The sequence below is a fragment of the Leifsonia sp. NCR5 genome, from assembly GCF_002105485.1.
Classification (GTDB): domain Bacteria; phylum Actinomycetota; class Actinomycetes; order Actinomycetales; family Microbacteriaceae; genus Leifsonia.
The window spans coordinates 367,476-389,436 of sequence record NZ_NCSR01000001.1 but is presented as its reverse complement, the minus strand read 5'-3'; the positions used below and the strand labels follow the sequence as shown (position 1 = coordinate 389,436).

Here is a 21,961-nt window from a genome sequence, read left to right as displayed (position 1 = left end):
TCGGTCACAATGCAAGCCTAAGTGTTTCGGGGGCGGGTGAGGGCGTCGGCGTGATCGTCGGCGATGGATTGGACGGCGGCGGCGAGGTTCGGGTCCTCGCCTCTGGCCAGACCGGCGTACTCGAGCGTGAGCGAACCATCCGGGTTCTCGATGGCTTTCACCCACAGCCGGCGGCGCGGGACGAACAGGGCAACGAGCAGACCGGCGAAGATCAGGACGGCGAACGTGAGGACCCAGCCCTGCGCGGGGTCGTGGTGCACATCCAGGGATGCGTAGCGCTTCACGTTGTCGAGCGTCACCGTGCCGAGTCCGTTCGGGAGGTCGACCGTCTCGCCCGGCCGGATCTTCAGCGCCTCGGTCTTCGTCGGCGGGCCGGCCAGCTGCTTGAGCGAGTCGGTGTTGAGGCTGTAGACGGACTGCGGGACTCCGCTGTCGACGCCGAGGTCGCCGGCGTACACGTTCAGGCTCAGCAGCGGATCCCTGAGACCGGGGAAGGTCGAGGTGAGCGCGCCCTTAGCGGTGTCACTGTCGCCGACCGTCGGGTAGAAGAAGCCGATCATCCCGAGCTGCTCCTTGAGACCGTCGGGGACTTTCACGAAGCCGAGGGAGGTGAGCCGCGCATCCTGGGGCAGGAACGGGATGGTGTCGGTGAAGGCGACCTTGCCGCTCGGGTCGCGCACCGTGATGGTCGGCGCGTAGCCGTTGCCGAGGAGATAGACGTTCGTGCCGCCGATGGCGAGAGGCTCGTTCACCTTGATCGTGGTCGTGCTCGAGGTGTCGCCTGGGCCGGTCGTGGTCACGTGGGCGGTGTAGTCGAGCGGCTGGCCGAGGGCGTTGACGTTCTTGGTCTCGTAGTCGACGACGAGCTTGTCGACCTTGATGGAGAACGGCTGCAGAGACGCGTCGCTGAAGAAGCGGCCGGGGTTGAACGAGTTGTACGACGGCAGGCTGTTGACGAAGCTCTGTCCCTCGACGACGACCTTCTGGCCGGTGAAGCCGAAGCCGCCGCCGAGGCCGATCGCGAGGAGCACGCCGACGAGAGCCGTGTGGAAGACGAGGTTGCCTGTCTCGCGCAGGTATCCGCGCTCGGCCGAGACCGACGTGGACCGCGCATCCTGGTACATGGCGACGCGGTAGCCGGACTTGCGCAGGAGGTCGCGTGCGGCGGCGATCGGCTCAGGGCCGCCCTCGCGCAGTTCGGCGGGGAGGATGCGCGCCTGGAAGCCCGCCATGCGCGTGAGGCGCACGGGCGTCTTCGGCGGCTTCGCGCGCAACGCCGTGAAGTGGTGTTTGGTGCGCGGGATGATACAGCCGATGAGGGAGGCGAATAGCAGGAGGTAGATCGCCGAGAACCAGACGGAGGTGTAGACGTCGAAGGCCTGCAGCTTGTCGAGGAACGGCGCGATGTCCGGGTGATCGGTGAAGTACTTCGTCACACCGTTCGGGTCGGAGCTGCGCTGCGGGACGAGCGAGCCTGGCACCGCCGCGATCGCGAGCAGGAGCAGCAGGAAGAGCGCCGTGCGCATGCTCGTGAGCTGCCGCCAGAACCAGCGCAGCCAGCCGACGAAGCCGAGCTTGGGTTGCTCGACCTCCGGCTGATGGCGCGGGGGCGCGGAGTCGATGTGGTCAGAGGGCCGGCTCAAAACCTTGAATCACCGCCAGGAATTGGGACATGAGCTGGCTCCAGATGCCGGACGCCATGAGGATGCCGATGATGACGAGCAGAACGCCGCCGATGATGTTGATGGCACGGATGTGCCGCTTGAGGAAGGCGACGGACCCCGCCACCCAGTCGAAGCCGAGGGCGACGAGGAGGAACGGGATGCCGAGGCCGATGCAGTAGAAGAGGCCGAGGAGCGCTCCGCGCCACGGCGACCCACTGCCGACGCTGAGCGCGCTGATGGCCGCGAGGGTCGGGCCGATGCACGGCGTCCAGCCGAGGCCGAAGACAATCCCGAGCAGCGGGGCGCCGATGAGGCCGGTCGCCGGGCGCCAGGTGGGCTTGATGGTGCGCTGCAGGAAGGAGAACTGGCCGATGAAGACGAGGCCCATCGCGATGACCAGGACCCCGAGGATCCGGATGACGACTTCCTGCCAGCGGACGAGCCAGAGTCCGAGCGCGCCGAACGCCGCACCGTATGCGATGAAGACGATCGCGAAGCCCAGAATGAACAGGGCGACGCCGGTGAGCAGCCGCGAGCGGTCGCGCTTGGCACCCAGGTCGGTGAACCCGCCGACGTATGCGAGGTAGCCGGGGACCAGCGGGAGCACGCACGGAGACGCGAACGAGACGAGACCGGCGAGGACGGCGACGGGCAGCGCCAGGAGCAGCTGGCCGCTGAAGACGATCTCTCCGACTCCGCCCACGTCAGTTGGTCTCGGCGACGGCGTCGGAGATGAGCGAGTTGAGGGTGCTCGCGTCGGGGAGCGCACCCAGGATGCGCGCGGCGACGCGTCCCTTCTTGTCGATCACCAGAGTCGTGGGCGTCGCCTTCGGCGGCACGGTCTTGCTGAACGCGAGGAGCACGGAGCCGGTGTCCCGGTCGAGGACCGACGGGTATGTGACGCCCTTGTCCTTCTCGAAACTGGCTGCGGTGCTCTCGGTGTCGTAGAGGTTCACGCCGAGGAAGTCGACGCCGTCACCCTTGTACTTCTGGTAGAGCGATTCGAGGAAGGGGGCTTCGACACGGCACGGCGGGCATCCCGCGTACCAGAAGTTGACGACGAGCACGTCGCCCGCGTAGTCCTTCGACGAGACGGGGGTGCCGTCCGCGAGTTTTCCGCTGAAGTCGACGGCGGCACCGCGGCTGCCCGCGGCGAACTCGGTGACGGTGCCGTCGCCCGCGATGTAGTTCTGGCCGGTGCCGGCACGGTACTGGCTGGCGAGGCCGTCGGAGGACGTGCATCCACTGAGGACGAGCGCTGCGGACGCGGCGATCGCCGCGAGCGGGACCAGGAAACGGGAGCGGCGGTTCACACGGCCCCCACATCGGTGGCTGCTGCGTTCAGTTCGGCAGCGGGTTCGACGTAGCCGACCTCGATGATGCGCACGACGGGCGCTCCGTTCTCGGGATGCTCGGAGGAGGGAGGCTGCGTGCCGGCCTCGACCTCGGTGGAGGGGTTCGGGGTGGTCACCGCGTCGGCCCCGGGGGTGGCCCCGCTGGTGGCCTCGGTTGCCGGCTCGACCAGGGTGCGCTCGAACGTCGTGATGCTGGAAAGAGCGCAGCGGCGCTTGCGCGGGTCGTGCCAGAAGCGCGCTCCCGCGACGGAGAGGTGGGTGACCCAGATGGGCAGCTGGTGGCTGACCAGGATCACGTCTCCGGACTCGACGGAGTCGAACGCGTCGTCGATCGCCGCGAGCATCCGCTTCTCGATGTGCGAGTATGCCTCGCCCCAGCTCGGACGCGCCGGGTTGATGAGGAACGGCCAGTTGACGGGCTTCTTGAGCGCCCGGGACATCACGGTGCCCTCGAAGTGGTTGGTCGGCTCGATGATGCGCTCCTCGATCTGCACATCCAGAGCGAAGGCTGCTGCGATCGGCGCCGCGGACTCGCGCGTGCGCTGGAGAGGGGACGCCAGAAGCGCGGAGATCGGGCGTTCGCGCCCGAGGAGTTCGTCCGCTGCCGCAGCGGCCATCCGGTGACCGAGTTTGGAGAGGCCGAAGCCCGGCAGCCTGCCGTACAGGATGCCGTCGGGGTTGAACACCTCTCCGTGACGGACGAGGTGAACCTGGCTTGCTACCACGCGACCAGTCTACGGAGGCGTTTCCCTTGAATTCACTGAGCGCTGGCACGGGAGGCTTTCGGACGGGCCGCCCGGGCTGTAGTGGCGGGCGGTAGGCTTGTGGCTCGTGACCGCACGAGTATTGATCAAGGACCTTGCCGCCTCCCCCGACGGCCCCGTGAGCGTAGCCGGCTGGGTGGAGACCGTTCGCGACCAGAAGAAGGTGCAGTTCGTCGTGCTCCGCGACGAGACCGGCGCCGTTCAGCTCGTGAACCCGCGCACCGTGGATGCGGACGGCGCGGTGATCGCCGACGAGCCTGCCACCACGATCTCCGGCCTGTCTCAGGGCTCGTTCGTGCGTGCCACCGGCGAGCTCAAGCACGACGAGCGCGTGAAGCTCGGCGGCATCGAGATCAAGCTGTCGACCCTCGAGGTCGAGACGGCGGCCATTCCCGAGACCCCGATCGCCGCGGACAGCGGCATCGACAAGCGCATGGACTGGCGCTTCCTCGACCTGCGCGAGCCGAAGAACAACCTGATCTTCCGCATCCAGACCACGTTCGAGCACGCGCTGCGCGAGTACTGGGTGAACAACGACTTCGTCGAGATCCACACCCCGAAGCTGATGGCCAGCCCGAGCGAATCGCGCGCAGAGCTCTTCGAGGTCGAGTACTTCGACACCACGGCCTACCTCTCGCAGAGCCCGCAGTTCTTCAAGCAGATGGCGCAGTCCGCCGGCTTCGGCAAGGTGTTCGAGATCGGCCCGGCGTTCCGCGCCGACCCCAGCTTCACCAGCCGCCACGCCACCGAGTTCACCAGCGTGGACGCCGAGGTGAGCTGGATCGACAGCCACGAAGACGTGATGCAGCTGCACGAGAACCTCATCGTGGCCGGCTTCACGGCGGTCAAGGAGAAGCACGGCGAGCAGATCAAGGAGCTGTTCGCCGTGGAGGTGACGGTTCCCAGCACGCCGTTCCCGCGCATCCCGTTGGCGGAGGCGAAGCGGATCGTCGCCGAGCGCGGCTACGAGGTGCCCCGTCACGACGACGACATGGACCCGGAGGGCGAGCGCCAGATCTCGGCGTACGTGAAGGAGACATACGGGCACGAGTTCGTGTTCCTGACGGACTACGCCTCGAGCATCCGGCCGTTCTACCACATGCGCCACGCGGACGACGTGACCCTGACCAACAGCTACGACCTCATCTTCAACGGTGTGGAGATCTCGACGGGCGCTCAGCGCGAGCACCGCATCGAGGTGCTCGAGGAGCAGGCGCGCGACAAGGGGCTCGACCCGGAGGAGCTCGGCTTCTACCTCGACTTCTTCCGGTACGGCGTTCCCCCGCACGGCGGATTCGGCATGGGCCTGGCCCGCGTGCTGATGCTCATGCTTCACCTGTCGAACCTGCGCGAGACGACCTACCTCTTCCGCGGCCCGACGCGCCTGCTGCCGTAGCGTTCGCCGCCGGCATGGCCATCCACTGGTCGCCGGCGACGAGGATGTGCCCGAGGAAACGCAAGCCGATGGTCGCTGCCGCCTGATCGAGGCGACGCGTGAGCATGAGGTCGGCGACGCTCGGGTCGAGCGTGCCGCCCGGATGGTTGTGGGCGACGGCGAACGACCTGCCTCCTCTGGTGAGGACGGCCTGCAGCACGTCTGCCGGCTGGACGGACACGTCGTCGACCCCGCCGTCGCGCACCAGCACGAGCTCGAGCGGGCGAGGCCCGGTCGGCGACCACCACGACGAACCGCTCGCCGTCCCTGTGCAACAGCTCGGGCCGGACGATGCGAGCGACGGCCTCGTGGTCGACCAGCCTGGTCCAGGACGACGAAGCGCCGGCCCTCCGCCAGATCTCGGTGATGGCGACGAGCCTCCCCGCTGTTGCCGGGCCGACGCCCGGGAGGTTCTCGAGACGAGCGAAGTCCATCGTGGCGAGGCCGGGGAACCCTCCGGTGCGCCCCAGGATCGAGCGGGAGAGCCCGAGAACGCTCCTCCCGGACTGGCCGGAGCCGAGCACCAGGGCGAGCACTTCGTCGTCGGTGAGGGACCCGACGCCGATGCGCCGCATCCGTTCGCGTGGTCTGTCGTGGTGGGGAACATTCGCTAATGGCTCCTCTTCTTCCTGGTCGGACATGAGCCCAAGCTAGAAGCGCCGACAGTATCGGAAGCCAGCGATCCGAAATCTGTGGATAACCGCAGGATGTGGATGAAGCGCCGCGCACGCGTCGGCGCGCCGGTGTGAGAATGGGAGGGAGCCCGGCCACAAGCCGAACCAGAGCAGACAAGCCGCACCACGGCAACGAAGGCAACGAAGGAGTCGCCATGACCAGTCCTCAGGACGTCGTCATCCTGTCAGCAGCCCGCACACCGCAGGGCAAGATCCTCGGGGCTCTGGCCTCGCAGACCGCCGTGCAGCTGGGGGCGGTCGCGCTGAGGAAGGCGATCGAGCAGTCCGGCGTCGGCGCCGACGCTGTGGACGCTGTGATCTTCGGGCAGGTGCTGCAGGCGGGCGCCGGCCAGAACCCGGCGAGGCAGACGGCCATCGCCGCCGGGATCGGCTGGAACGTGCCGGCGGTCACGATCAACAAGGTGTGCCTCTCCGGGCTCGCCGCGGTGATCGACGCCGCGCGGCTGATCCGCGCCGGCGAGGCGACCGTGGTGGTCGCCGGAGGGCAGGAGTCGATGACCAACGCTCCTCACGTGCTCCCCGGATCCAGGAAGGGCTGGACATACGGGTCGATCAACGCGCTCGACTCCGCTGCGCACGACGGGCTAACCGATGCGTTCGACGGGATCTCGATGGGCGCATCCACGGAGGGGTACACGTCCCAGCTCGGGCTGACCAGGGAAGCTCAGGATGCGTTCGCGGCGGCCTCCCACCAGCGCGCGGGGGCTGCGGCAGCATCCGGAGTGTTCGCGGACGAGATCGCGCCGGTGAGCATCCCGCAGCGGAAGGGCGACCCCGTCGTCGTCAGTGCGGACGAGGGAGTCCGCCCGGATTCGACCGCCGAGACCCTCGCCGGGTTGCGGCCGAGCTTCGCGGACGGCGGGACGCTGACCGCCGGGAACTCGTCGCCGCTGAGCGACGGGGCGGCGGCACTGGTGCTGACCAGCCGGGAGAACGCGGAGCGGCTCGGGCTGGAGTGGCTCGCGGTGGTGGGGGCGTCCGGGCAGGTCGCCGGGCCGGACAACTCGCTGCACTCGCAGCCGTCGAACGCCATCTCCGCAGCGCTCGGGCGCGCGGGGTGGAGCGTCGGAGACCTGGACTTCGTGGAGATCAACGAGGCGTTCGCCGCCGTGGCGCTGCAGTCGATGACCGATCTGGCACTGGATGCGGAACGCGTCAACATCCACGGCGGCGCGATCGCCCTCGGGCACCCGATCGGCGCATCCGGAGCCCGGTTGGCCGGGACGGCGGCACACGAACTGGCGCGGCGCGGCAGCGGCAAGGCGGCCGTGGCGCTGTGCGGAGGCGGCGGGCAGGGCGAAGCACTGCTGCTGTGGCGCTGAGCGGGCGCGCGTAACTGCGGAGAAGTGGGCGGACACGCCGCGCGGAAGTCCGCTTGAGCGGAGAATCCGGACGTGAGGGGCGGATTCTCCGCGTGAACGGAGAGCTAGCCGTTCGGGAGGTGGCGCTCCTCAGCCCCGTTGTAGAGGGAGAGCGGGCGGATGAGCGAGTTGGAGGCGTACTGCTCGAAGACGTGCGCCGTCCAGCCGGTGACGCGGGCGGCCGCGAAGAGCGGCGTGAACGTGGCGGTGTCGAAGCCCATCAGGTTGTAGGCCGGGCCGGACGGGTAGTCGAGGTTCGGCTTGATGTTCTTGCGGTCGTTCATCGCCTTCTCGAGGGCGTTGTAGAGGTCGAGCATGTCTGCGCGGTCGTAATGCTCCGCCAGCTTCTCCAGCGCGGCCTTCATGGTGGGAACGCGGGAGTCCCCGTTCTTGTACACCCGGTGCCCGAAGCCCATGATCTTGCGCTTGGCGGCGAGCGACTCGTCGAGCCACGCCTCCGCGCGCTCCGCGACCTCGATCTCGTCGAAGGCGTGCATGACGGCCTCGTTCGCTCCACCGTGCAACGGGCCCTTGAGGGCGCCGACCGCCGCGGTGACCGCCGAGTACACGTCGGAGAGCGTGGAGGCGACAACGCGGGCGGTGAACGTCGACGCGTTGAACGAGTGCTCCGCGTACAGCACCAGCGAGACGCGGAACGCATCCACCACCACGTCGTCCGGCACCTCGCCGAACGTCATCCAAAGGAAGTTGCTCGAATAGTCGAGGTCGTCGCGCGGCTCGACCGGTTCGAGGCCGCGGCGGCGGCGCTGGTCGTACGCGACGATGGTCGGCAGCTGCGCCAGCAGGTAGACGGCGCGGCCGAGGTTCAGGTCGGGGTCGAGGATGCCGTCCGTCTGACCGAGGGTGTCGTCGAGGCTGCCGAGGTGACTGACCGCCGTGCGCACCACATCCATCGGGTGGGCAGCGACCGGGATGTCGTCGATGGCGCGCTTGGTGCGCTCGTCCAGTGCACGCAGCGAGCGTTCGAGCGTGGCGAACTCGGCCAGCTCGGCATCCGTGGGCAGTTCGCCGTGCCAGAGCAGGAAGGCGACCTCCTCGAACGAGCAGTTCGCGGCGAGCTCATGCACCGGATATCCCCGGTAGAGCAGCGAATTCGTCTCGGGGTTGACGCTCGAAATGGCGGTGGTGTCGACCACGACACCGGCGAGGCCCTTGTGGATCTCGGGGTCGGTCATTGCTGCTCCTTCGCTGCGGCGGGTCCGGCGCTTTTAGCGCTTGACCTCGAAATTGAACACGGACGTGTCGAACGCGTTGTAGCCCTCGTAGTCAATCAGTTCGTAGAGGTCGGCGCGATGCTGCATTTCGCCGAGTTTGGGCTCCAGCGTGCCGGTGTCGAGCAGCTGGTCGAGGCCGCGCTCTGCTGCGCCCATCGCCAGACGGAGCAGCGAGACCGGCCAGATCACGATGTTCACGCCGACGTCGCGCAGCTGGTCGACCGTGAACAGGTCGCTCTTGCCGAACTCGGTCATGTTGGCGAGCATCGGAACGTCGATGGCGTTGCGGACGGCCTCGAACTCGCCGAGGTCGCGCATCGCCTCGGGGAAGATCGCGTCTGCACCCGCATCCACCAGGGCCTTCGCGCGGTCGATCGCCGCATCGAGCCCGTCGACGGCGCGGATGTCGGTGCGCGCCATGATGAGCAGGTTGGGGTCGCGACGGGCGTCGGCGGCGGCCCGGATGCGCTTGAGCGCGGTGTTCTCGTCGACGACCTGCTTGCCGTCGAGGTGGCCGCAGCGCTTGGGGTTCACCTGATCCTCGATGTGCAGCCCGGCGACACCGGCGTCCTCGAGGGTCTGCACCGTGCGCGCGACGTTCATCGGCTCGCCGAAGCCGGTGTCGGCGTCGACCAGCGCGGGGAGGTCGGTCATCCTGGCGATCTGGGCGGAGCGACCCGCCACCTCGGTGAGCGTGGTGAGGCCGATGTCCGGCAGGCCGAGTTCCGCGCTGAGCACCGCGCCGGAGATGTACACGCCCTCGAAGCCCTTGCGCTCGATCAGCCGGGCGCTGAGCGGGTTGAACGCGCCGGGCATCCTGACCAGTTCGCCGGACGCGAGCCTGGCGCGGAAAGCGGCGCGCTTCTCGTGCGCCGGGACGGAGGAGTACAGCATCAGAAGAGTCCCTTCGGGGCGGGGATGCTCGCGAGCAGGCCCGGCTTGGCCGTGATGGTGAGGCCGCCGAGTTCGTCGGCGGTGAGAGACGGGAGGCGTTCTGCGACGCCGAGGAAGCGCTCGATCTCGGCCTCCTCGAGGACGTCGGCGGCTAGCATCCGGAACTTGGCGATGTAGTCGGCGCGCTCGAACGGGCGTGCGCCCAGTGGATGCGCGTCGGCCACGGCGATCTCATCGGTGATGACGCTGCCGTCGGCCATGCGGATCTCCACCCGGCCGCCGAACGCCTTCTCGGCGGGGTCGATGGAGTGGTAGCGGCGCGTCCACTCCGGGTCTTCCGTGGTGGTGACCTTGCCCCACAGCTCCACCGTCTCCGGGCGCTGGGCGCGCGAAGGAAGGTAGGAGTCGACGTGGTGCCAGCCGCCGTCCTGCAGCGCGACGGTGAAGATGTACGGGATGGAGTGGTCCAGCGTCTCGCGCGAGGCGGTGGGGTCGTACTTCTGCGGGTCGTTCGCGCCGGAGCCGATCACGAAGTGCGTGTGGTGCGAGGTGTGGATGACGATGCTCTCCACCCGCGACGGGTCGGCGGCCTCCGGATGCTCGCGGTGCAGCTTGCGGGCGAGGTCGATCCACGCCTGCGCCTGGTACTCGGCCGAATGCTCCTTCGTGTATGAGTCGAGGATGGCGCGCTTGGCCTCGCCGCGCTCGGGCAGCGGAACCTCGTAACGCGCATCCGGCCCGTCGAGCAGCCAGGCGATCACGCCGTCCTCCCCCTCGTAGATCGGGGTGGGGCTGGTCTCGCCGCGCATCGCCCTGTCGATCGCCTCGACGGCCATCTTGCCCGCAAAGGCCGGTGCGTGCGCCTTCCAGCTGGAGATCTCCCCCTTGCGCGACTGCCGCGTGGCGGTGGTGGTGTGCAGCGCCTGGCCGATGGCCTGGAAGATGACCTCCTGCGGCAGGCCGAGAAGCGTGCCGATGCCGGCAGCGGCGGACGGGCCGAGGTGGGCGACGTGGTCGATCTTGTGCGCGTGCAGGCTGATCGCCTTCGCGAGGTCGATCTGGATCTCGTACCCGGTGGCGATGCCGCGGACCAGGTCGCGCCCGGACAGGCCGAACGCACGACCGGCGTGCTGGGCGACGGCGGTGATCGGCGGGATGTTGTCGCCGGGGTGCGAGTACTCGGCGGCCAGGAAGGTGTCGTGGTAGTCGAGCTCGCGCACGGCGACCCCGTTCGCCCATGCGGCCCACTCCGGGCTGACGCGGGTGGCAGCCGGCTCGCCGAACACGGTCGAGCCGTCCTGTCGGCGTTCGTCGGTCAGCTCCTCGAGCTGCGCCGTCGGCAGTGGATGCGCCAGAGCCTGCGACCGCGCGGACACCACCGGGCGCCTGGTGAGAGACGCTGCCGCGACGGCGGCGTTGTCGATGACGCGGTTGATCACCATCTCGGTCACCTCCGACGTGACCTCGACGGGGTCGGCCGCGACCTCGGCGATCTGCCACGCGAGCTGATCCTGACGGGCGAGATTCTCTTCGCTTCTGTGCACACGAACGTTGTGGAGCTTCACGTATCGAACCTACCTCGGGGCGGCTACGCTGTGCGCATGGTTCCTGGCCCATCGCTGCTGGCGTTCGCGATCGCATCCATCGCCCTGATCGTGATTCCGGGCCCGAGCGTGCTCTTCGTGATCGGCCGGTCGCTGTCGCTCGGACGCGTCGGCGGCCTGCTGAGCGTGCTCGGCAACGCGCTCGGGATGCTGCCCCTGGTGATCGCCGTCTCCCTCGGGATCGGGGCGGTCGTCGCGCAATCCGTGGTGGTGTTCACGATCATCAAGTTCGCGGGAGCGGCGTACCTCATGTATCTCGGTATTCAGGCGATCAGACACCGGAGGCACACGGCGGTGACGCACGAGGCGACACCGCCCGCGCGCTCGCGGGTGCACATCCTGTCGGAAGGGTTCGTGGTCGGGCTGACCAACCCGAAGACGCTGGTGTTCTTCGTGGCGGTGCTCCCGCAGTTCGTCGACTACCGGGCGGGGAGCATCCCGCTGCAGATGTTCGAGCTGGGCACGGTGTTCCTGGTGCTCGCCCTGGCCTGCGACAGCGTGTGGGCGCTCGCGGCCGGGACCGCCCGAAACTGGTTCGGGCGGTCGCCGAAACGCGTCGAGCGGCTGGGGGCCGCCGGGGGCGTGATGATGATCGGGCTCGGCGGGGTGCTGGCGCTGACGGGGAACAAGCACTGAGGGTGCTGGCAGCGTTCTGCCTGCCGCGTCGTGCTAGATGTCTCCGGCGGTCGCGACCGGGGTGACGACGGCGCGGGCCAGCGTGTGGAAGTGCGCGTTGAAGCCGAGGACGGCAGGGGTCGACTCCGGGTCGAGGTCGAGGTGGTCGACGTCGAGGGCGTGCACGATCAGGTTGTAGTGGTGCGTGCCGGTTCCGGGAGGCGGTCCTGCGCCGGTGAAGCTCTTCGAGCGCAGCTCGTTCGAGAGCATCGCCGCGCCCTGCGGGAGGTTGGCGCCGCCCTCAGCACCCGCGTTCGCGTCGAGCGAGGTGACGTCGGCCGGGATGTTGAAGACGGCCCAGTGCCAGAAGCCGGAGCCGGTCGGCGCATCCGGGTCGTGGATGGTGACGGCGAAGCTCTTCGTCTCCGCGGGGAAGCCGGACCAGGACAGCTGCGGCGAGATGTCGCCGCCGCCACCGCCTGCGCCCCACTGCGCCTGCGCGAGCGGACGGCCGTCTGCGACGTCGTCGCTGGTGACGGTGAACTGAGGGACGGCGCCGAAACGCTCCAGAGGATCTTTGACGGTCATGAAGTAAACGGTAGACCCGTCAGCCGACGTGCGTCTTGACCGGAACGGGAACCCTGGTGCGGCGGAACCGCTGCGGGAGGCCGGAGACACCCCAGACGGTCACGCGCCACATGGCCTCGCGGACGATGCCGCCGCTCATCTTGGACGCGCCGTGCTCACGCTCCACGAACGTGATCGGCACCTCGGCGACCGAGAGGCCGGCGCGGTACGCGCGGCGGAGCATGTCGATCTGGAAGCAGTACCCCTGGCTCTCCACATCGGCGAAGTGGATGCTGCGGAGCGCCTCGGCGGTGAAGGCGCGGTAGCCGCCCGTGACGTCTTTGGCCGGGATGCCGAGGGCGATGCGCGAGTACGCGCTGCCGCCCCGGGAGAGCAGGCGGCGGCGGGCCGGCCAGTTGACGACGCCACCGCCGGGAACCCAGCGGGAGCCGAGGACGACATCGGCGCCGGGGGTGTTGGTGGGTGCGTTGGTGGATGCGCCGGACGCGGCTGCGGGTGCGCCGATCTCCCTCGTGCCCGGCTCGCGGAGCGCGGCCAGCAGGCGGTGCAGTTCCTCCGGGCGGTGCGAGCCGTCCGCATCCATCTCGACGATGCGGTCGTATCCCGCATCCAGAGCCCAGCGCATCCCGTCGCGATATGCGGCGCCGAGGCCCTCTTTTCCGGCGCGATGCATCACGTGGATGCGCTGGTCGGCCGCGGCGAGCGCGTCGGCGAGCGCCCCCGTTCCGTCCGGGGAGTTGTCGTCGACCACGAGCACATCCACGTCGGGGGTAGCCGCGCGGACGCGTCCGACGATCGATTCGACATTCTCCCGCTCGTCGTAGGTCGGGATGATGACCAGGGTGCTCACCCCACAAGCATCGCCGATGTTGGTGAATGAAAGGAAACCGAGCGCCTGGGTAACGGCGCCGGGGTCGCTGAGAGAGCGCACAGCCGGGGCGGCCTAGCATGGTGCGGTGCCCGTGCCGAAAGTCCTCCTCTATTACGTCTTCACGCCGCTCGCCGACCCGGACGCCGTGCGGTTGTGGCAGCGCGACCTCTGCGAATCGCTCGGCCTGCGCGGACGCATCCTGCTGTCGGGCGACGGGATGAACGGGACGCTCGGCGGTGAGCTCGGCGCGTTGAAGAAGTACCTGCGCAAGACGAAGGACTACCCGGCGTTCAAGGACCTCGACGTGAAGTGGAGCGAAGGGACCGGGTTCGACGACGACGGGATGAGCCTCGACTTCCCACGGCTGTCGGTGAAGGTGCGCGACGAGATCGTGAGTTTCGGGGCGCCTGCCGAGCTGGTGGTGGACGGATCCGGCGTCGTCGGTGGAGGCGAGCGGCTCGACCCCGCCGGGCTGCACGCGCTGGTGGAGGCACGGGACGACGTGGTGTTCTTCGACGGCCGCAACCGCTTCGAGGCCGAGATCGGGCGCTTCAAGGACGCCGTGGTGCCGGATGTGTCCACGACGCGGGAGTTCGTCGCCGAGCTGGACAGCGGGAAGTACGACCACCTCAAAGGCAAGCCGGTCGTGACCTACTGCACCGGCGGGGTGCGCTGCGAGGTGCTGTCCGGACTGATGCGGTCGCGCGGCTTCGGCGAGGTGTACCAGCTCGACGGCGGTGTCGTGCGCTACGGCGAGACGTTCGGCGACGACGGACTGTGGGAGGGCTCGCTGTACGTGTTCGACCAGCGGCAGTCCGTCCGGTTCAGCGACCACACGGCCGTGATCGGGCGCTGCGTCGTGTGCGACGGCGAGACCGAGCGGATGCGGAACTGCGCGGACGCGTCGTGCCGCGAGCAGCTGGTCGTGTGCGAGGCAGAGGACGCGGTGTTCTGCGCGGCCCACGGAGGCCCGATCCCTGCACTTCGCTCCTAGCGGACGAGTTCTCCACAGCCTCCCGGGAACCATTGGCACCCTGCGCGCGTTGCGGCCATCATGAACAGCATGGATCCGGTCGCAACCATTGTCTGGATCGTGTCGTTCGTTCTCGTCACGGTCACCGTCACGGGCTTGTCGCGCCGTGTCGGGTGGTCGGCGCCGGTGGTGCTGGTGGTCGTCGGGGCGGTGGTGTCGTTCATCCCCGGGGTCCCGCATATCGAGCTCGAGCCGGAGCTCGTGCTGTTCGGGCTGCTTCCACCGCTGCTGTTCGCCGCGTCCATCCAGACATCCTTCGTGGATGTGCGGGCCAGGCGAGACGGCATCCTGCTGCTCTCGGTGGGGCTGGTGGTGTTCACGGTGATCGTGGTGGGGTTCGCCACGTGGTGGGTGGTGCCCTCGCTCACGCTGGCGGCCGCGTTCGCGTTCGGGGCGGTGGTGGCGCCGACGGACACGGTGGCGGTGACGGCGATCGCCGGGCGATTGCACCTCCCCCGCCGACTCGTGACCGTGCTCGAAGGCGAGAGCCTGCTCAACGACGCGACGGCCCTCGTGGCGCTGAACGCGACCATCGCCGCGATCGTGAGCGTGGTGAACCCGTGGGCGATCGCGGGAGACTTCGCGCTGGCGGTGGTGGTCGGAGTGGCGGTCGGGCTCGGGGTCGGCTGGGTGCTCGCGATCATCCGGAAGCAGCTGCGGGCTCCGGTGCTGGACACCTCGCTGGGGTTGATCACGCCGTACCTGGCGTTCATCCCGGCGCAGTTCCTGCACGGGTCCGGCATCCTGGCGGTGGTCGTGTCCGGGCTGTACCTCGGCTACCGGTCGCCGACCATCCAGACGGCGGAGGCGCGCATCGCGGAGTCGATCAACTGGCGCACGATCCAGTTCCTGCTCGAGAACGCGGTGTTCCTGTTCATCGGGCTGGAACTGTCCAGCATCCTGAGCGGCGCATTCCGGTCGGGGATCACGGTCGGCCAGACGGTGGTGATCAGCATCGTGGTGCTGCTCGCGATCTCGGCGGCGCGGTTCGTCTGGATGGTGCTGACCACGACGCTCTACCGCCACGGCCCGAAACGGCTGCGCGAGCGCGGGTGGAACTGGCCGACGGGGATCGCGGTGTCGTTCGCCGGTATCCGCGGGGTGGTGACGCTCGCCGCCGTGTTCCTACTGCCGGACGCGACACCGCACAAGGAGTTCCTGCAGTTCCTCGCGTTCGTGGTGGTCGTCGGAACGCTGCTCGAAGGGCTCGCGCTCCCCTGGGTCATCCGCCGGCTGAAGCTCCCGCCGCCCGATTTCGCCCAGGAGGCGAGCGAGATGCAGCGGCTGCTCGCCGAGGCCCAGACGGCCGGGCTGGAACACCTCGACTCCCAGGTGACGGGCGACGAAGACGAACGGGTGCTGGAGCGGCTGCGGATCAACGCGGTCTTCCTCTCCGACGCGCTCGAGAACCCGTCCCCGAACGAAGACGAGAACGTGCCGGTGGAGTACCAGAAGCTGCGGCGGTCGATGATCAAGGCCGAGCGGAAGGCGGTGCTGGATGCGCGGGCCGAGGGGCGGTATCAGGAGCTGGCGGTGCGGTCGGTGCTGGCGTTCCTGGATGCGGAGGAGTCCGCGTTGAAGTCGTCGGGGCCGCGGAAGGGGCTTATGTAGCGGGCCAGGGCTTGGGTGCGGTGCGCCACCGCCGGAGGTTTGCAGAGCCCGTCGCAGGCCAGGACTAAGCTGGATAAATGTACACACTGAAGCGAAACATACTGACATCGTTGCTTGGACTCAGCGTGGCTGTCGCAATACTCATTGCCATGATGTGGGTGAACGGCAACTTCACGATCGCCGTCGCTGCCGGCGTCTCCCTGGCTGTGGGCCTCGCCGTCTTCTGCTCCATCGCGGTGCGCCGAGGTCGGCGGACGGAACGATCCCATCCGCGCGACCTCGCGTGACTTCTGCGGAAGCTCGACGCAGCGACTAGCTCGCGCCCGTAGACGCCGCGATCGTCTGCCGCGACCCGCGCGGACGCGGGCGGCGGGCCCAGAGGCGGGAGCGCTGGGAGGAGAGGGCCAGGACGACCAGGATGTCGAGCGGGAGGCCGAGGACGTTGTTGTGGAGGGTGACCTGGGGGCCGCCGTTGAAGAAGTCGATTGCGGAGATGATGATGAGCAGCGAACTGTAGGACATCGAGGCGATGCGTGCCCAGTTGCTGCCGCGGAAGACCAGGATCGCCAGCAGCAGGTAGAAGAGCAGGCCGACCGTGAACAGGGCCATCACCACGACGAGGACGAGCTGCACGATCGGCTTCTCGTCGGCGGTGAGCGCCGCCGCCGGGTCGTCCATCTGGGCCTGGACGAACTGGCGCCAGTCGATCACGGTCAGCGCGACGAACACCGCACCCGCGACCGTTCGCAGCAGCATCAACAGGAAGCCGAGTGACGTGGGGATCGGCCGGTCCTCCGCCCTCGCCGCGCGTCTCGCATCCGCCTGGTCCGCGACCGCGATCGCAGCCGCATCCACCGGGACCGCACGCACGTCGATCACGGGGAGGTTGCCGTCGGTCTCGATGCTGTCGCCGCCGCCGTTGCGGGAGTGGTAGCCGGTGGAGAAGTCCTCGATGACCTCGACGTCGACGCCGATCCGCGCATCCATCAGGGTGGAGACGATGTGGTCGCGCTCGACGTCGGTGTTCGCGTCGATCTTGTGGGTGATCTGCAACGTGAACAGCGAGAAGCCGACGGAACGGTCGAACGTGCCGGCAGCCAGCCAGTCCGCGTTGTGACCGCCGGGCAGGAGCCAGCCCTCCGGGCACCGCCAGAAGCGCACATGGTGGCGCTTCGACGGGTTGCCGCGGACCTCCTGCTGGTACGCGACATCCTGCTGATGGCCGAACAGGAACAGCGGGCTCACGGGAGCCTCGTCGTAGCTGCGGCGCAACAGAGTGGATGCGACGATCCGCCAGCTGGTGCGCAACGTCACGTCGTCCGCCCTGGTCCAGCCGGCCTCCGTCATCGCCTTGTCCAGCTGGGCCTCGGTGCCGAGGACGGCCAGGTTGATGGGGTCGCCGAGCAGGCCGTCGCTGGTGCGGGCCCTGCCGATGAAGTAGTCCGGGACGTAGATCGAGGTCAGGATGCGGTGCAGGCGCGGCAGGACCAGATAGGCGACCACCACCCAGAACAGCACGAAGAACGCGACGAGGAACCAGCCCCACGAAAAACTCTCGGTGAGGACGATCCAGGCCAGCCAGACCACGGCGGCGCCGCCGAAGACGAAGAAGAGGTTGTCGACGACGACGTTGGTCGACCGGCGCCGGCCCGTCGCCGACCGGGTCTTGGTCACCGCCGTCTCGGCCATGCGCTCATCCTAGAGCCGCCGGGCGCGGGGTCGTATGGTGACTTCGTGAACGCGAACAACGAACTCGGCGCCGAGCTGCGCCGCCTGCACGACGCCCCCGAGCTGCTTCAGGTGGTGAACGTGTGGGATGCGATCAGCACGCGCGCGATCGCCGCACTCCCCGACACCCGCGCCATCGCGACGGCGAGCCACTCGATCGCCGCCTCCCACGGCTACGAGGACGGCGAGCGCATCCCGCTCGACCTGATGCTCGCGGCCATCGGGCGGATTGTGGACGCGACCGATCTGCCGGTCAGCGCCGACCTCGAAGCGGGATACGGCAACCCGGGCGAGACGATCCGGCGCGCGATCGGCGTCGGTGCGGTCGGAGCGAACCTCGAAGACGGGACGCGCTCGTTCGAGGAGGCGGTCGCCGCCGTGCGGGCCGCCATCGCCGGGGCGGAGGCGGAAGGAGTGCCGTTCGCGCTCAACGCGCGCACCGACGTGTTCCTGCATGACGACCAGCGGCCCACCGAAGAGAAGGCGCGCGAGGCGATCGAGCGCGGGCGGGCGTTCCTCGACGAAGGGGCGACCTGCGTGTTCGTGCCCGGGCGGCTCGACGAGACGGTGATCGAACTGCTCGTGGAAGGGCTCGGGATGCGGAAGCTCAGCGTGATCGGGGTGCCGGGATCTGTGGCGCCGGCGCGGCTGGAGGAGCTCGGGGTGGCGCGGGTGTCGTACGGTCCGTGGACGCAACGGCTGGCGTTGACCGCGCTGCAGGATGCGGCGAGCGCGCTGTACGCGGGCGGGGCGCTGCCGAGCGGGGTGCGGGTGTTGAACTAGGGGTGGTGTGGCACGTGGCGGCCGAGCAGGCGGGCGCGGTGGTGAGCTGCGAGGCGCGGCGGTCCAGGCGGCGCTGGGCCGGGTGGCCCATCCACTGGTCGGCGTATGGTGAAAGCCATGACTGACTTTCGGGCCATCGTGATCGAGCAGGAGGCTGAGGCGGGGCGGATCGTGGCGCATACCGCCGAGGTGCGGCGGGTGACGGATGCGTTCCTGATGCCGGGGGATGTGACCGTTGCGGTGGAGTATTCCGACCTCAACTTCAAGGATGCGCTCGCCATTGCCGGGCGGCCGGGGGTGGCTCGGACGTCGCCGCTGATTCCCGGGATCGACCTGGTCGGAGTGGTGGAGGAGTCCGCAGACGAACGGTGGGTGCCCGGGGATCGGGTGGTGCTGAACGGCGACGGGATCGGCGAGTCGCATCACGGTGGGCTGGCGGAACGGGCACGCGTGCGCGGGGATGCGCTGGTGCGGGTTCCGGAGGTGCTGAGCAGTGCGCAGGCGGCGGCGGTCGGGACCGCGGGATTCACCGCGATGCTGTCGGTGCTCGCGCTGGAGCGGAACGGGCTCGATCCACAGGTGGTCGCGGATGCCGGGTCGAGCGTGCTGGTGACAGGAGCGGCCGGGGGTGTCGGGTCGGTGGCCGTGGCGGTTTTGGCGAAACTGGGTTACCCGGTTACCGCATCCACGGGCCGGCCGGAGGAGCAGGCGGACTACCTGACCGACCTCGGCGCGACGGCGATCATCGACCGGGCGGAACTCAGCGATCCCGGCAAGCCGCTGCAGCGTCAGCGCTGGGCGGGCGTGGTGGACGCCGTCGGCAGCCACACGCTCGCGAACGCGCTCGCGCAGACGACGTACGGCGGGACGGTGGCGGCGTGCGGGCTGGCGCAAGGTCCGGATCTGCCCGCGACGGTGATGCCGTTCATCCTGCGCGGGGTGACGCTGGCGGGGATCAACTCGGTCGAGGCGCCCATCGCGCTGCGCGAGACGGCGTGGCGGCGGCTGGCGGTCGACTTGGACACTGAATCGCTTGCGGCGATGACGGCGTTCATCCCACTGGCCGAGACGATCGCGGCTGCGGAGGAACTGCTGGCCGGGAAGCTGCGCGGGCGGACGGTGGTGGAGGTGCGCGCCTGACCGTGCGCGCCTGCCGCCCGCGGGCGGGGTGTCGCCGTATGCTGACCGCATGATCGTCCTCGCGACCGTGGTCGTCACCCTTGCCGCAGCCCTGCACATCGCCATCTTCGTCATGGAGAGCGTCGGCTGGACGCGGCCGGCGGTGTGGAAGCGGTTCGGGGTGGCGTCGCAGGAGGCCGCGGACACCACGCGGCCGATGGCGTACAACCAGGGGTTCTACAACCTGTTCCTCGCCATCGGGGCGATCGTCGGGCTCATCCTGTTCGGGGTCGGGATGCACGATGCCGGGCTCGCGCTGATCCTGTTCAGCACCGCGAGCATGTTCGCCGCGTCCGTCGTGCTCATCACCACCGGGCGCGGGTACGTCCGTCCGGCGCTCATCCAGGGGATCCTTCCGTTGATCGGATTCATCCTCATGCTGCTGTCCTGACGGCAGGGCCAAGCAGCCGTCAGCGGCCGTCAGCGCAGCTCGGGCCCGATGTGCTCCGGGAGGAAGCCGCGGCCGACGATCCGCGCTGACGCACGGCGCGCCACCGGCATCGCAGCGGTGAGGAGCGCCCGGAGCGGAGCGGGCAGCGGGTTGGGCAGGCGGGCAGCGCCTCCCGGGCGCGCGATGAACTCGTGCGCGGCGAGCTGGAGACCCTGCATCCTGGCGACGGGAGGCAGGCGGCGGTGCTGCACCGCCTCCAGCACCCGGAGGTCGACCGGGCCGGAACGCAGCGGGGCGGCGACCGCGTTGGCCGTCGCAACCGCATCCTGCACCGCGTAATTGACGCCGACGCCGAACGCGGGCGACATCGCGTGGGCGGCGTCGCCGATCGCGAGGAAACCGGAGCGGAACCAGCGGTCGAGGCGGTTGATCTGGACCGAGAGGAGCTTGACGTCGTCCCAGGAGGCGATCGCGTCCACCACCGGCGCCAGCACGGGTGCGACCTCGCCGAGTATCCGGTGGAAGTGCGGCAGCCCGGCCGCCCGCAGGGTGTCGAAGCCGCCCTTCTCGATGATCACGCCGGTCTGGAAGTAGTCACCGCGGTCGATCGTGATCACCATCGAATGCTGGTCGACGTACGCGAGCGTGCTCGGCGGCACGCGGTCCGGCTTGGGCACGCGGAACCAGAGCACGTCGATCGGGACGCCGAACCGGCGAGGGCGCAGGCCGGCAGCATCCTGGAGCGTCGAATCGCGCCCGTCCGCGGCGACCGTCAGGGATGCGCGCACCTCCAGCTCTCCGTCCGGCCCGTGCGCCGTCACGCCGCGCACCGCACCGCCCTCCTGGATGAGCCCGACGGCGTCGGTCTGCATCAGCAGGTGGAAGCCGGGGAACGCCGCCGCCTCCTGCGCGAGGAAGGAGAGGAAATCCCACTGCGGCGCCATGGCCAGGAAATCGTCGGGCGGAGGGAGCATCCCGAAGTCGATCGGGTGCAGCCTGGTGCCGTTGACCACCGCATCCAGTGTCCGGATGCTCGTGTGCGGCATCCCGAGGAAGCGGTCGCGCAGCCCGAGCTCGCCGAGCACGGTGATGGTGGACGGGTGGATGGTGTCGCCGCGGAAGTCGCGGAAGAAGTCGGCGTGCTTCTCCAGCACCACCACATCCAGCCCCGACCTCGCCAGGATCAGGCCGAGCATCATGCCGGCGGGACCGCCGCCGGCGATCACGCACGAAGTCTCCACAGTGTGCATAGTGCCCAGCGTATGCTCACACGCATGGCCATCATCGGTTCCATCCTGATCGCCGCGGCCGCCGTCGTGCACCTGGCGTTCTTCGCGATGGAGAGCGTGTTCTGGTCGTCACCCGGCGTGTGGCGCAGGTTCGGGGTCGCCAGCCAGCGCGACGCGGACACGATCAGGGCGATGGCGTACAACCAGGGGTTCTATAACCTGTTCCTCGCCGGGGGCGCGGCGGTCGGGCTGGTGCTCTACTGGACGACGCTCCGGGATGTGGGGTTCGGGATCGTGTTCTTCTCCGCCGTGTGCATGGTGCTCGCGGCGGTGGTGCTGATCACGACCGGCCGGGCGTTCCTGCGCGCCGCGCTGCTGCAGGGCGCGCTGCCGCTGGTGGGACTGGTGCTGCTGGTCCTCGGCTGACGCGCGGGCGGCGGCTGTGTGGCGGCAGCCGCTACAGCGAGGTCTCGCCCTGCGCCGGGGTGCCGGCCGCATCCACCCGGAGCGCCTCGATGAGCTTGGTCGCGTGCGGCGTCGAGACGATGATGCGCGAGTACTCCTCGCCCTCCAGGTCGATCACCACGGCCGCGCGCTGCTTGCCCTTGATGAGCAGGAAGTCCTTGCCGCCGTGGAACTTCCAGGTTCCGACGGAGAGCGTCAACGGCACGGCGGCTCCTGGCGCGCGGATGCCGCGGATCCAGATCCACGGGTCCTCGGTGATCGCCACGGACCGGATGCTCTCCCTCGGCACGATGAGGTCGTCGCGCTTCAGAGCGAGCACCTTCTCCGCCGGCGTGAGGTGGATCTCAAGTCGGTCCGGGTGAACGTGCATGTCGGCCATGCTTCTATCCTGCCAGCGAGGGCGGCGTCGTGCGGGTCCGTTCCTCACAAAGAGATAACCCTTCGGCCGACGGTTTCCCACA

General features: G+C 69.0%; 23 protein-coding genes and 1 pseudogene. 10 read left to right on the top strand and 14 right to left on the bottom strand.

Annotated features, from left to right (window positions below):
- Window positions 1-17: 17 nt before the first annotated feature.
- The 4 genes from B7438_RS01980 to B7438_RS01965 are packed head-to-tail and all read right to left on the bottom strand — an operon-like array spanning window position 18 to window position 3,744.
- The gene (locus B7438_RS01980) at window positions 18-1,643 is read right to left on the bottom strand and encodes a cytochrome c biogenesis protein ResB (protein WP_085367640.1); all 1,626 of its coding nucleotides are present in this window, start codon (window positions 1,641-1,643) and stop codon (window positions 18-20) included.
- Complete coding sequence (locus B7438_RS01975) at window positions 1,627-2,367, bottom strand: cytochrome c biogenesis CcdA family protein (RefSeq protein ID WP_085367639.1); 741 nt, start codon at window positions 2,365-2,367, stop codon at window positions 1,627-1,629. Before B7438_RS01975 ends, B7438_RS01980 begins: the two co-directional genes overlap by 17 nt.
- 1 nt (window position 2,368) lies before the next feature.
- Window positions 2,369-2,977, bottom strand: coding sequence for a TlpA disulfide reductase family protein (locus B7438_RS01970; protein ID WP_256921830.1), 609 nt, complete (start codon window positions 2,975-2,977; stop codon window positions 2,369-2,371).
- Window positions 2,974-3,744, bottom strand: coding sequence for a histidine phosphatase family protein (locus tag B7438_RS01965; protein ID WP_085367638.1), 771 nt, complete (start codon window positions 3,742-3,744; stop codon window positions 2,974-2,976). Before B7438_RS01965 ends, B7438_RS01970 begins: the two co-directional genes overlap by 4 nt.
- A 106-nt stretch (window positions 3,745-3,850) precedes the next feature.
- Here B7438_RS01965 and aspS point away from each other — a divergent pair, with 106 nt between their 5' ends.
- Entirely contained in the window at window positions 3,851-5,179 is a 1,329-nt protein-coding gene (gene aspS, locus B7438_RS01960) for an aspartate--tRNA(Asn) ligase (RefSeq protein ID WP_179150692.1), read from the top strand.
- Here the strand turns inward: aspS and B7438_RS20455 are convergent.
- Window positions 5,109-5,429 carry a JAB domain-containing protein gene (locus B7438_RS20455; protein ID WP_179150691.1) on the bottom strand — a complete coding sequence of 107 codons (321 nt, stop codon included), beginning with the start codon at window positions 5,427-5,429 and terminating at the stop codon, window positions 5,109-5,111. The two genes, aspS and B7438_RS20455, sit on opposite strands and share 71 nt — an antisense overlap.
- 184 nt (window positions 5,430-5,613) lie before the next feature.
- Window positions 5,614-5,859 (bottom strand): annotated as a pseudogene (locus B7438_RS21005) (UPF0758 domain-containing protein); the annotation flags it as partial.
- A gap of 188 nt (window positions 5,860-6,047) precedes the next feature.
- On the opposite strand from B7438_RS21005, the gene B7438_RS01950 reads away from it, so the two are divergent.
- Complete coding sequence (locus tag B7438_RS01950) at window positions 6,048-7,235, top strand: acetyl-CoA C-acetyltransferase (RefSeq protein ID WP_085367635.1); 1,188 nt, start codon at window positions 6,048-6,050, stop codon at window positions 7,233-7,235.
- 104 nt (window positions 7,236-7,339) lie between these two features.
- Here the strand turns inward: B7438_RS01950 and B7438_RS01945 are convergent, their stop codons facing one another.
- From B7438_RS01945 to B7438_RS01935, 3 genes are read right to left on the bottom strand one after another with little or no spacing between them, the layout of a single operon-like run.
- Complete coding sequence (locus tag B7438_RS01945) at window positions 7,340-8,470, bottom strand: bifunctional 2-methylcitrate synthase/citrate synthase (protein WP_085367634.1); 1,131 nt, start codon at window positions 8,468-8,470, stop codon at window positions 7,340-7,342.
- A 33-nt stretch (window positions 8,471-8,503) separates the two neighbouring features.
- Window positions 8,504-9,403, bottom strand: a complete 900-nt coding sequence (prpB, locus tag B7438_RS01940; RefSeq protein ID WP_085367633.1) for a methylisocitrate lyase — start codon at window positions 9,401-9,403, stop codon at window positions 8,504-8,506.
- A complete protein-coding gene (locus B7438_RS01935; protein ID WP_085367632.1) occupies window positions 9,403-10,968 on the bottom strand; it encodes an MmgE/PrpD family protein in 1,566 nt (521 codons plus the stop codon). The genes prpB and B7438_RS01935 overlap by 1 nt, the downstream gene beginning before the upstream one ends.
- 36 nt (window positions 10,969-11,004) lie before the next feature.
- Here B7438_RS01935 and B7438_RS01930 point away from each other — a divergent pair, with 36 nt between their 5' ends.
- Window positions 11,005-11,643 carry a LysE family translocator gene (locus B7438_RS01930; RefSeq protein WP_085367631.1) on the top strand — a complete coding sequence of 213 codons (639 nt, stop codon included), beginning with the start codon at window positions 11,005-11,007 and terminating at the stop codon, window positions 11,641-11,643.
- Window positions 11,644-11,676: 33 nt separating this feature from the next.
- Here the strand turns inward: B7438_RS01930 and B7438_RS01925 are convergent, their stop codons facing one another.
- Window positions 11,677-12,210 (bottom strand): YbhB/YbcL family Raf kinase inhibitor-like protein, encoded by a 534-nt coding sequence (locus B7438_RS01925; protein ID WP_085367630.1) that lies wholly within the window; start codon window positions 12,208-12,210, stop codon window positions 11,677-11,679.
- A gap of 19 nt (window positions 12,211-12,229) precedes the next feature.
- Entirely contained in the window at window positions 12,230-13,060 is an 831-nt protein-coding gene (locus B7438_RS01920) for a polyprenol monophosphomannose synthase (protein WP_085367629.1), read from the bottom strand.
- 106 nt (window positions 13,061-13,166) lie between these two features.
- On the opposite strand from B7438_RS01920, the gene B7438_RS01915 reads away from it, so the two are divergent.
- The 3 genes from B7438_RS01915 to B7438_RS20165 all read left to right on the top strand — a co-directional run bounded on the left by B7438_RS01915 (window position 13,167) and on the right by B7438_RS20165 (window position 16,012).
- Window positions 13,167-14,075, top strand: coding sequence for a rhodanese-related sulfurtransferase (locus B7438_RS01915; protein ID WP_085367628.1), 909 nt, complete (start codon window positions 13,167-13,169; stop codon window positions 14,073-14,075).
- 69 nt (window positions 14,076-14,144) lie between these two features.
- A complete protein-coding gene (locus tag B7438_RS01910) occupies window positions 14,145-15,725 on the top strand; it encodes a Na+/H+ antiporter (protein ID WP_247597241.1) in 1,581 nt (526 codons plus the stop codon).
- A gap of 77 nt (window positions 15,726-15,802) precedes the next feature.
- Window positions 15,803-16,012 carry a hypothetical protein gene (locus B7438_RS20165; RefSeq protein WP_143465513.1) on the top strand — a complete coding sequence of 70 codons (210 nt, stop codon included), beginning with the start codon at window positions 15,803-15,805 and terminating at the stop codon, window positions 16,010-16,012.
- Between the two features lie 25 nt (window positions 16,013-16,037).
- On the opposite strand, the gene B7438_RS01905 is transcribed toward B7438_RS20165, so the two are convergent.
- Window positions 16,038-17,414 (bottom strand): LssY C-terminal domain-containing protein, encoded by a 1,377-nt coding sequence (locus tag B7438_RS01905; protein ID WP_085367626.1) that lies wholly within the window; start codon window positions 17,412-17,414, stop codon window positions 16,038-16,040.
- 45 nt (window positions 17,415-17,459) lie between these two features.
- On the opposite strand from B7438_RS01905, the gene B7438_RS01900 reads away from it, so the two are divergent.
- From B7438_RS01900 to B7438_RS01890, 3 genes are all read left to right on the top strand, one after another.
- Window positions 17,460-18,236, top strand: coding sequence for an isocitrate lyase/phosphoenolpyruvate mutase family protein (locus B7438_RS01900; RefSeq protein ID WP_085367625.1), 777 nt, complete (start codon window positions 17,460-17,462; stop codon window positions 18,234-18,236).
- Window positions 18,237-18,353: 117 nt separating this feature from the next.
- Window positions 18,354-19,376 carry an MDR family oxidoreductase gene (locus tag B7438_RS01895; RefSeq protein ID WP_085367624.1) on the top strand — a complete coding sequence of 341 codons (1,023 nt, stop codon included), beginning with the start codon at window positions 18,354-18,356 and terminating at the stop codon, window positions 19,374-19,376.
- Between the two features lie 49 nt (window positions 19,377-19,425).
- Window positions 19,426-19,806 carry a DUF1304 domain-containing protein gene (locus tag B7438_RS01890; protein WP_085367623.1) on the top strand — a complete coding sequence of 127 codons (381 nt, stop codon included), beginning with the start codon at window positions 19,426-19,428 and terminating at the stop codon, window positions 19,804-19,806.
- A gap of 29 nt (window positions 19,807-19,835) precedes the next feature.
- On the opposite strand, the gene B7438_RS01885 is transcribed toward B7438_RS01890, so the two are convergent.
- Window positions 19,836-21,056 (bottom strand): FAD-dependent oxidoreductase, encoded by a 1,221-nt coding sequence (locus tag B7438_RS01885; protein WP_085367622.1) that lies wholly within the window; start codon window positions 21,054-21,056, stop codon window positions 19,836-19,838.
- Between the two features lie 24 nt (window positions 21,057-21,080).
- On the opposite strand from B7438_RS01885, the gene B7438_RS01880 reads away from it, so the two are divergent.
- On the top strand, window positions 21,081-21,461 hold the full coding sequence (locus B7438_RS01880; RefSeq protein ID WP_085367675.1) for a DUF1304 domain-containing protein: 381 nt from the start codon (window positions 21,081-21,083) through the stop codon (window positions 21,459-21,461).
- Window positions 21,462-21,492: 31 nt separating this feature from the next.
- Here B7438_RS01880 and B7438_RS01875 read toward each other — a convergent pair whose 3' ends face one another.
- A complete protein-coding gene (locus tag B7438_RS01875) occupies window positions 21,493-21,879 on the bottom strand; it encodes a hypothetical protein (protein WP_085367621.1) in 387 nt (128 codons plus the stop codon).
- Between the last annotated feature and the right edge of the window lie 82 nt (window positions 21,880-21,961).